Source organism: Mycolicibacterium sp. MU0053 (assembly GCF_963378095.1).
GTDB lineage: Bacteria > Actinomycetota > Actinomycetes > Mycobacteriales > Mycobacteriaceae > Mycobacterium > Mycobacterium burgundiense.
The window spans coordinates 1,605,999-1,619,037 of record NZ_OY726397.1 but is presented as its reverse complement, the minus strand read 5'-3'; the positions used below and the strand labels follow the sequence as shown (position 1 = coordinate 1,619,037).

General features: G+C 68.9%; 11 protein-coding genes and 1 pseudogene. 7 read left to right on the top strand and 5 right to left on the bottom strand.

From position 1 onward, the window contains the following. Positions 1–55 precede the first annotated feature (55 nt). On the top strand, positions 56–208 hold the full coding sequence (locus RCP80_RS07720) for a hypothetical protein (protein ID WP_308481775.1): 153 nt from the start codon (positions 56–58) through the stop codon (positions 206–208). A 332-nt stretch (positions 209–540) separates the two neighbouring features. On the opposite strand, the pseudogene RCP80_RS07715 reads toward RCP80_RS07720, so the two are convergent. Continuing rightward, positions 541–1,079 (bottom strand): annotated as a pseudogene (locus RCP80_RS07715) (DUF1906 domain-containing protein); the annotation flags it as partial. 189 nt (positions 1,080–1,268) lie between these two features. On the opposite strand from RCP80_RS07715, the gene RCP80_RS07710 reads away from it, so the two are divergent. The 3 genes from RCP80_RS07710 (at position 1,269) to RCP80_RS07700 (ending at position 4,237) form a co-directional block, all read left to right on the top strand. Then, complete coding sequence (locus tag RCP80_RS07710; protein ID WP_308481774.1) at positions 1,269–2,534, top strand: MFS transporter; 1,266 nt, start codon at positions 1,269–1,271, stop codon at positions 2,532–2,534. A gap of 84 nt (positions 2,535–2,618) precedes the next feature. Next, entirely contained in the window at positions 2,619–3,173 is a 555-nt protein-coding gene (locus RCP80_RS07705; protein ID WP_308481773.1) for a hypothetical protein, read from the top strand. Beyond that, on the top strand, positions 3,170–4,237 hold the full coding sequence (locus tag RCP80_RS07700) for a PrsW family glutamic-type intramembrane protease (RefSeq protein WP_308481772.1): 1,068 nt from the start codon (positions 3,170–3,172) through the stop codon (positions 4,235–4,237). Before RCP80_RS07705 ends, RCP80_RS07700 begins: the two co-directional genes overlap by 4 nt. A 45-nt stretch (positions 4,238–4,282) precedes the next feature. On the opposite strand, the gene RCP80_RS07695 is transcribed toward RCP80_RS07700, so the two are convergent. From RCP80_RS07695 to RCP80_RS07685, 3 genes are all read right to left on the bottom strand, one after another. Continuing rightward, positions 4,283–6,277, bottom strand: coding sequence for a YhgE/Pip domain-containing protein (locus tag RCP80_RS07695; RefSeq protein ID WP_308481771.1), 1,995 nt, complete (start codon positions 6,275–6,277; stop codon positions 4,283–4,285). Positions 6,278–6,291: 14 nt separating this feature from the next. After that, positions 6,292–6,945, bottom strand: coding sequence for an ATP-binding cassette domain-containing protein (locus RCP80_RS07690; protein WP_308481770.1), 654 nt, complete (start codon positions 6,943–6,945; stop codon positions 6,292–6,294). Positions 6,946–7,006: 61 nt separating this feature from the next. Further along, positions 7,007–8,596: a PucR family transcriptional regulator gene (locus tag RCP80_RS07685; protein ID WP_308481769.1), complete on the bottom strand. Its 1,590-nt coding sequence runs from the start codon at positions 8,594–8,596 to the stop codon at positions 7,007–7,009. Positions 8,597–8,677: 81 nt separating this feature from the next. Here RCP80_RS07685 and RCP80_RS07680 point away from each other — a divergent pair, with 81 nt between their 5' ends. Beyond that, positions 8,678–10,177, top strand: a complete 1,500-nt coding sequence (locus RCP80_RS07680; RefSeq protein ID WP_308481768.1) for a CoA-acylating methylmalonate-semialdehyde dehydrogenase — start codon at positions 8,678–8,680, stop codon at positions 10,175–10,177. Between the two features lie 90 nt (positions 10,178–10,267). After that, positions 10,268–11,650, top strand: a complete 1,383-nt coding sequence (locus RCP80_RS07675) for an aspartate aminotransferase family protein (RefSeq protein WP_308481767.1) — start codon at positions 10,268–10,270, stop codon at positions 11,648–11,650. A 1-nt stretch (position 11,651) separates the two neighbouring features. Here RCP80_RS07675 and RCP80_RS07670 read toward each other — a convergent pair whose 3' ends face one another. Beyond that, on the bottom strand, positions 11,652–12,074 hold the full coding sequence (locus RCP80_RS07670) for a DUF1707 domain-containing protein (protein ID WP_308481766.1): 423 nt from the start codon (positions 12,072–12,074) through the stop codon (positions 11,652–11,654). Between the two features lie 91 nt (positions 12,075–12,165). On the opposite strand from RCP80_RS07670, the gene RCP80_RS07665 reads away from it, so the two are divergent. Continuing rightward, complete coding sequence (locus tag RCP80_RS07665; RefSeq protein WP_308481765.1) at positions 12,166–12,786, top strand: TetR/AcrR family transcriptional regulator; 621 nt, start codon at positions 12,166–12,168, stop codon at positions 12,784–12,786. Positions 12,787–13,039 lie beyond the last annotated feature (253 nt).

Sequence of the window (13,039 nt, the reverse complement as noted above, 5' to 3'; positions counted from 1 at the left end):
GTTTTGTATCTCCCTGTCTGTACTACATCGTCTGTACTGCTCATCGCATGTGTTCTTGGGTCTGGTGGTCCGCGCGGTTCCAGCGGAGGTGGTCGGCGACTCCTCGGTGAGCGCGCCCGCTGAACCGGCGCCGGTCCGACTTTGGACCGGCCTGGTGCCGCCGATCGGCATTGGATCACTGCCGTTCGCGTTGCACCGGCTGTACTAAGAGTGTCATAAGGCCAGGGGCGGTTTTTCGGCCCAAATCGGTTACTGACGAGTTCTACGGACCAGTAACCCGCGGTTCCGTAACGTGGCGTTGAACCAGCGATGTCAGCATGGAGGACAAACGTCCTGCTGACGGGTGGTTACGGTTGAGTAGCTCCAAGTTCGCAGATCACGGCACGATTGTTATCTAATCGTTATCTGTGAATTTGGACTCGTCAGCGACATCTCGGCGCGTCCACGCGAGGGCCGGCGCGGGCCGGGCCGACGCAACCCGCCGCGGCGGCCGCGACGGGAAGTTTGCTGGCAAATCTTACTGGTCGGTAATGTTCGGCAGTCCCACCGCCCGAAACGGGGCGTGTGGATGTGATTGATGTCGACCCCACCCCGGCCACCTGGCGCGGGTCGACCTCGACCTGGTGCCGGTGCGCGGCCGGGTGCGCGACCCGACCCGGCGGACCCCAGTTGTGCTGCCAGAACCACGACCCCAGACCGTCCTGCAGCGCCGACTCGATGGCCTTCGAGTTGGCGTACCGGCCGACGCGGTGGCGCCCCAGCACCGACTCCCACCCCCGGATGTATGGGGCGACCAGCTGTTTCTCCTGCTCACAGGTGGGGTCGTCGTCGATCGAGGCGTAGATCGCGGCACCGTAGGAGCCCCCGCGGCGAAGTGGAGTTCCCAGCCGCGGTTGGCGGGCCGGAGACCCGCGGCGGGACCACCGAGCCAGTCGGCGGTGTCGGCCTTTCCGTACTGGTAGTTCGAGACGATTTTCAACCCGGGCTGATCGAAGTCGCGGGCGTCGACCAGCTGCATCGCGTGCCCAACATTCACTGTCCGCCCGGCGCCGGTCCGAGACGTAGCGAATGGATCCGATGTCGCCGGTGCCCCCTGGCGACGTTTTCGACGCCGACGCCGCCGAGACCGTCCTCACGGTCGTCTCGCCGCCCTCGGTCACCCGCCCCGGCGTGAAAACCGCGTCGCCGGGTACCCGCCTGGCTGGCATGATCGGACGAGGCCGATCGCGGATGCGGCGGGTCTAGAGCCAGGAGAGGCAGAGCAGACAGTGCGGCGCTGGATCGTGTGGTCCGTGGGGCTTCTGGCCTACATCGTCGCGGTGCTCGACCGCACCACGCTGGGGGTGTCCGGACTCGACGCGGCAGCCCGGTTCAACGCCAGCCCGGCGATCCTGTCCACCTTCGTGGTGCTGCAGATCATCGTCTACGCCGCCGCGCAGGTGCCGGCCGGATTGCTGCTGGACCGCTTCGGTTCGCGGACGATGATCGTCGCCGGCGGCCTGCTGATGGCCGGCGGCCAGTTCACGCTCGCGTTCAGCGAATCGCTGCCCACCGCCATCGGCGCCCGCGCCGTCCTCGGCCTCGGTGACGCCTTCACGTTCATCTCCGTACTGCGACTGGTCCCCTACTGGTTCTCCGAACGCCAGATCCCGATGGTCACGCAACTGACCGGGATCTGCGGTCAGCTGGGTCAGGTGCTGTCCGCACTGCCCTTCCTCACGCTGCTCGGGTGGGCCGGTTGGAGCACCGCCTATCTGTCGGTGGCCGGCATCGGCGTCCTGAGTGTGATCCTGACGATCCTGGTGGTCCGTGACACCCCGCGCGGGCGCGCCCAAGTGGTGCGCTCCGCGGACCTGGCCGAAGTGTTCACGAGCCTGAAAACCGTCTGGCTGCGACCGGGCACCCGGCTGGGCTTCTTCACCCACATGGGCACGCAGTTCTCGGTCACCGCGTTCGCGCTCATGTGGGGCGTTCCGTATCTGACCGAGGCCCAGGGGCTGTCCCGCGGCACCGCCGGCGCCCTGCTCACCGTGTCGGTGGCCGCCGCCATCGCCTCGGGCGTCCTGATCGGCGTCGTCACGGCGCGCAATCCACACCGGCGCTCCCGCCTCGTGTTGGGCATCGTCGCCAGCAACGCCGCGATCTGGACGGTGGTGCTCGCCCTCGACGACCCCGCCCCGCTGTGGCTGCTGGTGGTGCTCATTGTGGTGATCTCGGTGGGCGGTCCGGGATCGATGGTCGGCTTCGACTTCGCCCGCACCTTCAATCCCAGTCGCACGCTGGGAACCGCCACCGGGATCGTCAACATGGGCGGCTTCCTCGCCTCGCTGCTCGTCATCCAGGTGATGGGCATGATCATCGACGCCGCCGGCGGCTTCTCGTTCGACGCCTTCCGCTACGCCTGGGCGGTGCAGTACGTGGTCTGGATCGTCGCGGCGACCGCCATCCTGATCACCCGCCGCAAGGCTCGCCGCACCATCGGCGACATCGACGAGAGCAAATACCTGCTGGAGTTCTTCGACGATCGCAGGTGACTTCGGTGCGCGCGGGTGCGCTCAGCGCCACCGAACGCACCGAAATCGCACCGGGCCGGGCACTTTCGCCCATATGCTCCTCCCGTGACCGTCACCGAACCAACCGTGCGGCGCCGCAGGCTTTCTCAGCGGCGGGCCGCAATCGCCTTGACCGTGGGCCTGCTGGCCGTTCCCGGCGTCCCGATGCTGGCCAACGCTGCGTTGCCGGAACAGGATTGGCGCGCAGCCGAGGACATCAGCGAGATCGACATCTCCACTCCCGACGGCCACAGCATGACGATCGTGGCACCCGATGGCTGGCTGGCCCAAGACCTCGGCGACAGCGCGGTGCTGCGCACCGAGGACGCCGTGGTGCTGATCCACGCCTTCGACCTCGAGGGCCGCGATCCCGAAGCGGTTGCCCGACGGCTGATCCGGCTCAACCGGGTGCAGGGCATCAGCTCGGCGCTCGACGGCGGTCGGGTCGAGTCCGCCGATGGGGTGCTGGCCGGCAGCACCTGTCTGGCGGTCACCGATGCCGTCGCCGGCAGCTGCGCCTTCCTGGCCGACGACGACATGATCGTGTCCGTGGTCTCGCTGGGCTTGACCGCTCCGCCGATCGCCGACGTCGTCGGCCCGATGACGAGGAGCCCACGGTGATCGCGACACTCGCCGACGAGACGACCCCGGCCGCACCCCGGCCCGTGCTATATCGGCCGGACTCCGCGGTATTCTGGCTCTTCGTCGCGGCCCTGGTGGTCGGAATCCTCGGGCTGCTGGGGGATTTCGGCCCGGCCATCAGCGACACCCTCAACACCCAGCTCGCGTTGGCACCGGTTTGGCTCGGGTTCATCGCTTTTCTGCTGTGGCTGATATTGAAATTCGACCCGTACCGCAGCGTGCGCCGCTATCCGCAGGGCTTGGTCGCGGGGGCGGCCCTGGGTGCCACCACGGCGATGGTGCTGGCCATGTACGGCAACGACGCCATGGCGGAGCTGTGGTCGCGGGTGCTCGACCCGGACACCCTCGCGGCGCGGGCCCCGGCACTGACCGCGCCGATCATCGAGGAGTGCGCAAAGGGGCTGTGCGCGACCGTCATCCTGGTGCTGTGCGCCGCGGTCTACAACCGGATCGCGCACGCCCTGATGGTGGGAATGTTCGTCGGATTCGGCTTCGACATCAGCGAGGATCTGGCCTACGCCACCAGCTCCGCGATCAGCAGCCTGGACTCCGATCTCGCCGGCGCCGGCGAGAATCTCGTGGCCCGGATCCTCACCGCGATTCCGGCGCACTGGGCCTACACCGGACTGTTCACCGTCGGCGTGTTGCTGCTCCTGCCGTCGTTCGCCGGGCGCGACCGTTGGACCCGCGGCCGCCGGCTGGCCGTGGCGACCGCGTTGATGTTCGGCGCGGTGTTCATGCATTTCATCTGGAACGCCCCCGAACCCGACAGTGTCCTGACCAAGTTCGCGATCAACCTGGCCATCTTCTTCACCGCGGCGCTGCTGCTGATCCGCGACGAGCGAGATCGGGTCCGCCGACGGATCGCCGAGGGCCGCCACACCGAACCGCTGCGCGGTGTCGACGGCGAGGTGCTGGACTCGCTGGGCAGTTGGCGCAACCGGCGACGGTTCCGTCGGCAGGCACGCCGCAGCGGCGGAAGGAAGGCCAAGAACGCCGCCCGGCACCGGCAGAACGAGGCGCTCAGCCTGATCAGCCAGTGATTTGGGTGCGCGCAGGCGCGCTGAGCGCGCCTGCGCGCACCGAAATCACACCTCGATGGGCGGGTGTAAGCGCTCCATCGTGTACTGCCGGTTGCGTTTGGCCGCCCACGCACTGGCCGCCAGCGACACCGCCAGCACCCCGGACAGCACCGCGATGGCGACCCATAGCCGGGAATCGACACCGCCGACGATCAGCTGTCGTAATCCGTTGACCGCGTATGTCATCGGGTCGAACGGGTGGATGATCTGGAACGGTCTGGCGGTGGTCTCGACGGGATAGATGCCGCCGGCCGACACCAGCTGGAACATCAGGAACGCCAGCGTCACCACCCGGCCGACGGCCACGCCGAACAGCGCGTTGAAGGCCTGGATCAGCGCCAGGAACGCCGCGGCCACCAGGATCAGGAACGCCACGGTCGCCAGCGGGTACATGGCCTTGAGTCCCACCCCGAAGTGCACCACCACGTACATGACCAGCACCTGGCAGATCGCGATCAGGATGGCCGGCCAGTACGAGGCCAGCACCACCCGCAGCGCCCCCAGACCGTTGATGATCGGCCGGGACTGCAACGGCGTCAACAACATCCAGATGATCAGCGCGCCGATGAACAGCGCCAGCGGCAGGAAGAACGGCGCGAAGCCGGTGCCGAAGGTGGCGGCCTGATTCTTGGTCACCAGATCCAGCCCGACGGGTGCGGCCAGCGTGCGGGCCACCTCGTCACGCTGCTGCGGGGTCCACGACGGCACCTGGGTTGAGCCCTCCCGCAGCTTGCCGGCCAGCTCCTGGCTGCCGTCGGCCAGCCGCTCGGTCCCGGCAGCCAGTTCGGCGGCACCGGTGGCCAGCCGGCTGCCGCCGTCGCTCAGTTGCACCAGCCCGGCCGCGAGTCGCTGCGCGCCGTCGTCGAGCTGATCGACCCCGTCGCGCAGCTTGACGACGTCGGCGCGCAAGCCGCCGGTGAGGGCTTTGGTCAGGAAGGTCCGAAGCTTACTGTTCGGGTCGCCGAGGTCGTTTTCCAGCTGAGTGGCGCTGTCGCGCAGCCGGATCAGCCCCTCGTCGGTGGTCGGGTCGATCCCCCGCGCGTCCAACAGCCGCTGCGCGCCGGCCAGGAAGCCGCCGAGGTCCCGGATCGCCGGGTCGGGGCTGGCCCGCAGCACGCCGACGGCCTGGTCGACGATCGAGGCCGCGTGTGCGGTGTCGAGGTGCAGCGCGGCGATGCGGTCGGTGGTGGAGCGCACCGCGCCGCTGAGGTGCTGCGCGGCCCGGCCCACCTCGTCGGGATCGAGGCCGAGGCCGCCGACCTGGTCCAGCACGTCGATCAACGGATCGATGGCGGTGTCCACGGCTGTCGAGAGCTGGCGGGTGCCGGCGGCCAGCTGGGCGGATCCGTCCTTCGCCGTCACCAGCCCACCGGCCAGTGTGGCCGAGCCGGAAGCCAATTGCTGCGCGCCGTCGTCGGCGGCGCTCATCCCGGCGCTGAGCTGCTCGGCGCCGTCGGCAGCCTGCCGCAGACCGGCGCCGGCGTCGGTGAGGCCGGTCAGCACGGTACCCACCGTGCGCTCACCGATGCTGGCGTTGACCTGGTTGATCACCTCGCGGGCCGCGTTCTGGCCGATGATCGAACCCAGGTAGTTGTTGGCGTCGTTGAAGGTGAACCGGATCTTGGCCTGCTCGGGATCACCCCCGGACGGGGAGGCGATCGCAGTGCTGAAATCCTGGGGCAGGGTCACCGAGAAGTAATACCGGCCCGAGGCCACCCCGGCCGCGGCGTCGTCGGCCGAAACCGGATGCAGATCAAGCTGTTTGGAATCGATCAGGGCCTGTGCCACCTCATCGCCGGCGCGCAGCGGCCGGCCGTCGGCCACCGCCCCGGTGTCCTCGTTGACCAGGGCGACGGGCACCTTGTCCACCTCGCCGAACGGGTTCCAGTACGCCCACAGATACATCGCGCCGTACAACAGCGGCATCACGATCACCGTGATCAGGGCGATCCGGGGCAGCGCTCCGCGGGAGTACCGCTTGAGATCGGTACCGAGCGACATTCCGGCAAGCATGGTTACTGGTCACCTTTCTGGTGGCTGGCCAGTTCGGCCCGGGTGGTGTTGGCGACCGGCAGTTGAGCGCGCACGTCGTGGCCGGTGACACCGTTGACGGTGGCGGTGATGACGGTCTGCCGGGAACCCAGGGCGATCAGGCGCTCGATCAAGCTGTCCCGGTTGCGGTCGCTGGTCACGTAGTCGAGGTTGCCCACCACGAGCAGCGGTGGACGTGCGGTGTTGGCCAACGCGATCCGCAACAGCAACCGATCGAGTTCGGTGAGTTCCTCGACATACTCGGTGAGCGGGGGCAGCGGCAGGTCGCCGAACACCGGCGCGCACACCGCATGCAGATCGCGTTCGTCGGCGCGCCGGACCAGCCGGTACCACGGGGCGTCCCAGCGCAGTTTCTCGGTGATCAGGTCGCGCACGGTGACCGACTCGGCCACGGTGTCGAGTTCGTCGATACCCGCCAGCGCCGCCACGTCGAAGATGTCCTTGGCGCGCCGGCGGTCGAACACTGTGAGATCACCACTGTCCGGGGCCATTCGGCCGGCCAACGTCATCAACAACGCGGTACGGCCCGACCCGGCGGGGCAGACCAGCACGGTCACGCCGCCGGCCTCGATGTCGAGGTCGATGGGCCCGTAGACCGGGCCCCAGGGGCCACGCATCCTGAGACCGCTTGCGTGGACGGCCAGTTCGGGCGGCTCTGGTGAAGGTTCGCTCACGCCGCTATCTCATCATGGTGTCGCCGCTGAGCATGACAAGCATTGCGACGTGCAGCGAGGTCCGCGATTCCACGTCGTCCAGATCGACACCGAGCAGGCTCTGCAGCGTCGCCAACCGCGCGTACAGCGTGGGCCTGGACAGGTGTAGCCGCCGGGCCAGTTCGGTCTTGTTGCCGCCGACCTCGACGAATGCGCGCAGCAGATCGAACATCGCGGAGCCGTGTTCGGCGCGGTCGCTCAGCACGGCGCGCAACTCGGTTTCGGCGAAGGCCTGCACGCGGGGGTCGGATCGAATCAACGCGACCAGCCCGCGCAGCCGGACATCCGCGGCGCGATGAAACGACCGCGTGGAGTTCGGCATGGCCGCGGCGACCTCGGCGACATGCGCCGCCTCGGCGAGTCCCCCGGCGGCCTCCACCAGACGACCGGACTCCGGACCGACCCCGATGCTGCACCCGGTGACACCGTCGAGACGCAGGACGGCGCGGCGCATCTGCGCGCACAACTCCTCGACCGCATCGTCGGCCGCGCCGCGGCGCACTGCGAGCAGCAGATCGAGCTGCCCGTCGTCGCGCCCGGCAGCCAGCACGGAATGACCGCCGGCGCGCACCGCATGCACCACGGCGTCGACGGCGCGGGCCCGGCGCTGCTGCACCACCACCTGATCCGGCGCCCCGGTCTCGGCCAGCCGGACTGTCATCGGGAGGTAGGTCAGCGCCGGTCGCAAGCCCAGCGCATGGGCGCGGGAGGTGGCCTCGGCCTCGTCGCGGATCCGGCCGCGCCGCAACTCGTCCACCAGGCCGCTGTGGGCCCGCAGTTCCAGCGACACCCGGTCCCGCTCGATCATCCGCCGCAGGGCCAATGCCTGTGCGGCGCGTTCGAGAATCATCACCGCACCGCTGGTGGCCTCGCTCGTCGGCGCGATGAGCCGGCCCCACTCCTGGCGGTATGGCCCCACCGGCCGATGCAGCCAACCCCGCGCAGAGCGGCCGGCCAATCGTGAGCGGCGCTCCCAGTCCGCCAGCAGCGTGGCCGCCGGAACGTCGCCGGCGAACGCGATCACCTGGCGGGTGAGATCTTCGAGCACGACGGGGGCCTGCAGCAGATCGGCGGTCACCGCGACGATCTCCTCGAGAGCGGGTCGATGCATGCTCAGGTCGGTGAACGTCTGATGGACGCGACGGGCGTGGTCGACCTCGGCGTACTGCTCGGTGACGATGCGCCGGTGCACCTGCTCGGTGATCTCGACGAATCGAACCCCGCGGTGCAGTACCACCACCGGCAGCCCGAGTCCGACCGCTGAGCTCAGCACCGAGTCCGGCACCGCGCCGACATGGACGCCCAGTTCGAGCACCACTCCGACCGCGCCGGCGGCAGCGAGCCCGGGCAGATAGTCGTCGCGGCGCTCTACGTCGGTCAACGCGAGCCCGGTGGTGAGCACCAACTCGCCGCCCTCGAGCAGATTGGACAGGTCGGCCAGCTCGCTGACATGGACCCAGCGCACCGCGCGGTCCAGCGGTCCCTCGCTGACGATCTCGGGCCGACCGGCCTGCAGAACCGGCAGTGCGAGCACCTCACCCACCGTCGGCAGCATTTACATACCGTAAGCCATGATGGCAGATTCGTTACGACACGTCGGGCCTTGCGGCAGCGTTGCACACCCAGACTCGAGCCCATGACGAGCACACGCACCATCGGACACTGGGCCGACGGCACCGATTTCGCAGGCGGCAGCGACCGCACCGCCCCGGTCACCAATCCCGCCACCGGCGCGGTCAGCGGCCAGGTCGCGCTGGCCACCGCCGAGGACGCCCGCACGGTCATCGCCTCGGCGGCGACGGCGTTTCCGTCCTGGCGGGACACCTCGCTGGCCAAGCGGACCGCGATCCTGTTCAACTTCCGTGAACTGCTCAACGCCCGCAAGGACGAACTCGCCACGATCATCACCGCCGAGCACGGCAAGGTGCTCTCCGACGCGCTCGGAGAGGTGAGCCGCGGCCAGGAGGTCGTCGAATTCGCTTGCGGCATCCCGCATCTGCTCAAGGGCAGCATGTCGGAGAACGCCTCCACCAACGTCGACGTGGCCTCGATCCGTCAGCCGTTGGGCGTGGTCGGCATCATCGGACCGTTCAACTTCCCGGCCATGGTGCCCATGTGGTTCTTCCCGATCGCGATCGCGGCCGGCAATACCGTGGTGTTCAAGCCCTCGGAGAAGGATCCGTCGGCCGCGCTGTGGATGGCACGGCTGTGGGCCGAGGCCGGCCTGCCTGCCGGGGTGTTCAACGTCCTGCAGGGCGACAAGGTGGCCGTCGATGAGCTGCTGACCAACCCGACCGTCAAGGCCGTGTCCTTCGTCGGGTCAACACCGATTGCGCAGTACGTCTACGCCACCGGAACCGCGCACGGCAAGCGGGTGCAGGCCCTCGGCGGCGCCAAGAACCACGCCGTGATCCTGCCGGATGCGGACCTGGATCTGGCCGCCGACGCGATGGTCAACGCCGGATTCGGCTCGGCCGGTGAACGTTGCATGGCGATCTCGGCATGCGTGGCCGTCGGGCCGATCGCCAACGAGTTGGTGGCCAAGATCAGCGACCGGGCGCGCACGCTCAAGACCGGCGACGGCACCCGCGATGCGGACATGGGACCACTGGTGACCAAGGCGCACCGGGACCGGGTCGCGTCGTACATCGATGCCGGGGAGACCGACGGGGCCAAGGTCGTCGTCGACGGCCGCAACGTCACTGCCGACGGTGCGGACGGGGGGTTCTGGCTCGGGCCGACACTGCTCGACCATGTCACTCCGGAGATGAGCGTCTACACCGACGAGATCTTCGGGCCGGTGCTCTCGGTGGTGCGGGTGCAGACCTACGACGAGGCCTTGGCGCTCATCAACGCCAACCCGTACGGCAACGGCACGGCCATCTTCACCAACGACGGTGGCGCCGCGCGGCGGTTCCAGAACGAGGTCGAGGTCGGCATGGTCGGCATCAACGTCCCGGTCCCGGTCCCGATGGCCTACTACAGCTTCGGCGGCTGGCGAAGCTCGCTGTTCGGTGACACGCACGCGCACGGCACCGAGGGCGTGCACTTCTTCACCCGCGGCAAGGTGGTCACCACCCGCTGGCTGGATCCCTCCCACGGCGGAATCAATCTCGGCTTCCCGCAGAACAATTGATCCGCGCCGAGGTTGTCGCGGTCAGGCACGATCGCGCGCGGCGCGCTCGACAACTACAGTCTCGGTGATCCCTCGTTACTAGGAGTACTCATGACCACGACCACTCCCCAGGTGCTGCCGTCCGGCCAGGACCTGGAATCGGCGATCGCCGAGGGCAAGCGGGCCTACGAGTTGGACCGCCACCACGTATTCCACTCGTGGTCGGCCCAGGCCAAGTTGGCGCCGATGACGGTGCTGGCCGCTCAAGGGTCCTACGTCTGGGACGGCGAGGGCAACAAGCTGCTGGACTTCAGCTCGCAGATGGTCAACACCAACATCGGCCATCAGCACCCCAAGGTCATCGCCGCCATCGCCGAGCAGGCAGCCAAGCTGTGCACGGTGGCGCCCTCGCACGTCAACGCCGCCCGCTCGGAGGCCGCCCGGTTGATCGCCGAACGCACCCCCGGCGACCTCAACAAGGTGTTCTTCACCAACGCCGGCGCCGACGCCGTCGAACACGCGGTGCGGATGGCGCGGTTGCACACCGGCCGCTACAAGGTGCTGGCCCGGTACCGCTCCTATCACGGCGGGACCGACACCGCGGTCAACCTCACCGGCGACACCCGGCGCTGGCCCAACGACTACGGCAACAGCGGCGTCGTGCACTTCAACGGACCGTTCCTGTACCGCTCGTCGTTCCACGCCGAAACCGAGGAGCAGGAATCTCAGCGGGCGCTGGAGTACCTCGAGCGGCTCATCGGAATGGAGGGCCCCGACACCTTCGCCGCGATCATCCTCGAATCGGTGCCCGGCACCGCCGGCATCATGGTGCCCCCGCCGGGCTATCTGGCCGGGGTGCGCGAGATCTGTGACCGCTACGGCATCGTGTTCATCGCCGACGAGGTGATGGCCGGATTCGGCCGCACCGGTAAGTGGTTCGCGATCGACAACTTCGAGGTGGTGCCCGACCTCTTGACCTTCGCCAAGGGCGTGAACTCCGGATACGTGCCGCTGGGCGGCGTGGCGATCAACGACACCATCGCGGCCACCTTCGCCGAGCGCGTCTACCCGGGCGGCCTGACCTACTCCGGCCACCCCCTGGCCTGCGCCTCGGCTGTGGCCACCATCAACGCGATGACCGATGAGGGCATGGTGGCCAACGCCGCCCGCATCGGCGAGCAGGTGCTCGGGCCCGGCCTGCGTGAGCTGGCGGCCAAGCACCCCGCGGTCGGTGACGTGCGCGGCCTCGGGGTGTTCTGGGCCATCGAACTGGTGACCAACCAGCAGACCCGGGAGCCGCTGGCTCCGTACGGCGGGTCCAGCCCGGCAATGGCGGCCACGCTGGCGGCCTGCAAATCCGGCGGACTGTTGCCGTTCTCGAACTACAACCGCATCCACGCCGTGCCGCCGTGCAACGTCAGCGACGACGAGGTCGCCGAGGGGCTACGCATCCTCGACGCCGCCCTGACCGTCGCCGACGGCTACACCACGTAGGTCAGCGCACGCACAGCCGGACCGGCAGGGCGTGCGAGACCACGCCGATGGCGCCGCCGAGCATCGGCCAGACGGGCCAGAAGTACCACGCCCCGGCGGTCAACCCGACCGCGAGCCAGACGGTCAGGCAGATGGTCAGCATCGCCGCATAGGCCGCGAGATGCCAGCTCACGCCCCGTCGGGCGGCGGCGCGGCGACGGTCGCGGGTCCGCGGGTCGGCGCGGGCTATCCGGCCGACCGGCAGATCGGCCACCAATTCGTGTAGTTCGTCGGCGGTCTCCGCGGCGACGGCCCGGGCCACCCGCTGGTCGTATTCGAGCAGCGTCAGGTAGCCCTGCGACATCGCCAGACCCAGGTGTTCGATGCTGCGTTCGCGTTCGCGATCACCCACGCGGACGCGGCGATCGAGGGCGGGGTAGGTCATGACTCCTCCGATCTTGACACTGTCAATCCGATAATCCCAGCGTCCCACCCGGGGTTGACACTGTCAAGGAAGTCGGTCGACAATTCTGCCCATGACATCGTCACCGCCGGTCCGGGAGGCGCTGCTGGCCGCCGCACGCGACGAACTCACCGAACACGGCCACGCCGGCATCAGCCTGCGGGCGGTGGCGCGCCGGGCCGGGGTCTCGCATGCGGCACCGAAGCACCACTTCGGCGACCGTGGCGGACTGCTGACCGCAGTCGCCGCCGAGGGCTTCGACGCGCTGACCGCCGCACTCACCGCGGCGCTGGGCGACCTGGACGACGACGCCGCGCCGGCGGCCGTGCGGTTGGCCGCCCTGGGCCGTGCCTACGTGCAGTTCGGCCTGCGGCACCCCGCACTGTTCGACCTGATGTTCCGGCCCGCCGAGCTACACCCCGACGATCCCACCCTGACCCGGTCCCGGCAACGCTCCCTTAGCGTGCTCAGCGCCGCGGTCACCGAACTGGCACCCAGCGAACTGGAACCGTCCGGGACCCCCGATCTGGCGCTGCTCAGCTGGGCGTTGGCGCACGGCCTGGTGGTGCTCGCCCGCGACGGCGCGCTGCCCAACGCGGCGGGACGCGCGCCGGAGGACACCTCGCTGCCGCTCGGGCTGATCGGCTTGTTCTCCCAGAGCGTGGCCGGCGACGACGGCCGCCACACACCTTGACTTTTGCGTCGAGGGCCGTCATCGTCATCGTGCGTTGCCTGCTCATGGGCCGGTCTCCGCACCGGAGCGTCACCGGCATCCACCCGGAGGCACCCGCGGCGCTATCCAAAAATGGAAATGCCGTTTCCGCAGCTACCCGCGCTTTTCAAGCCTCATCGTGGGTGCGATAGGCTGGGGTCTCAGATTTGCGGAGTAACGTCATTCTCAACTTGGGCGGCGCGGGAAGACACCGCAGAGCCAGGCGTGGCCGTCG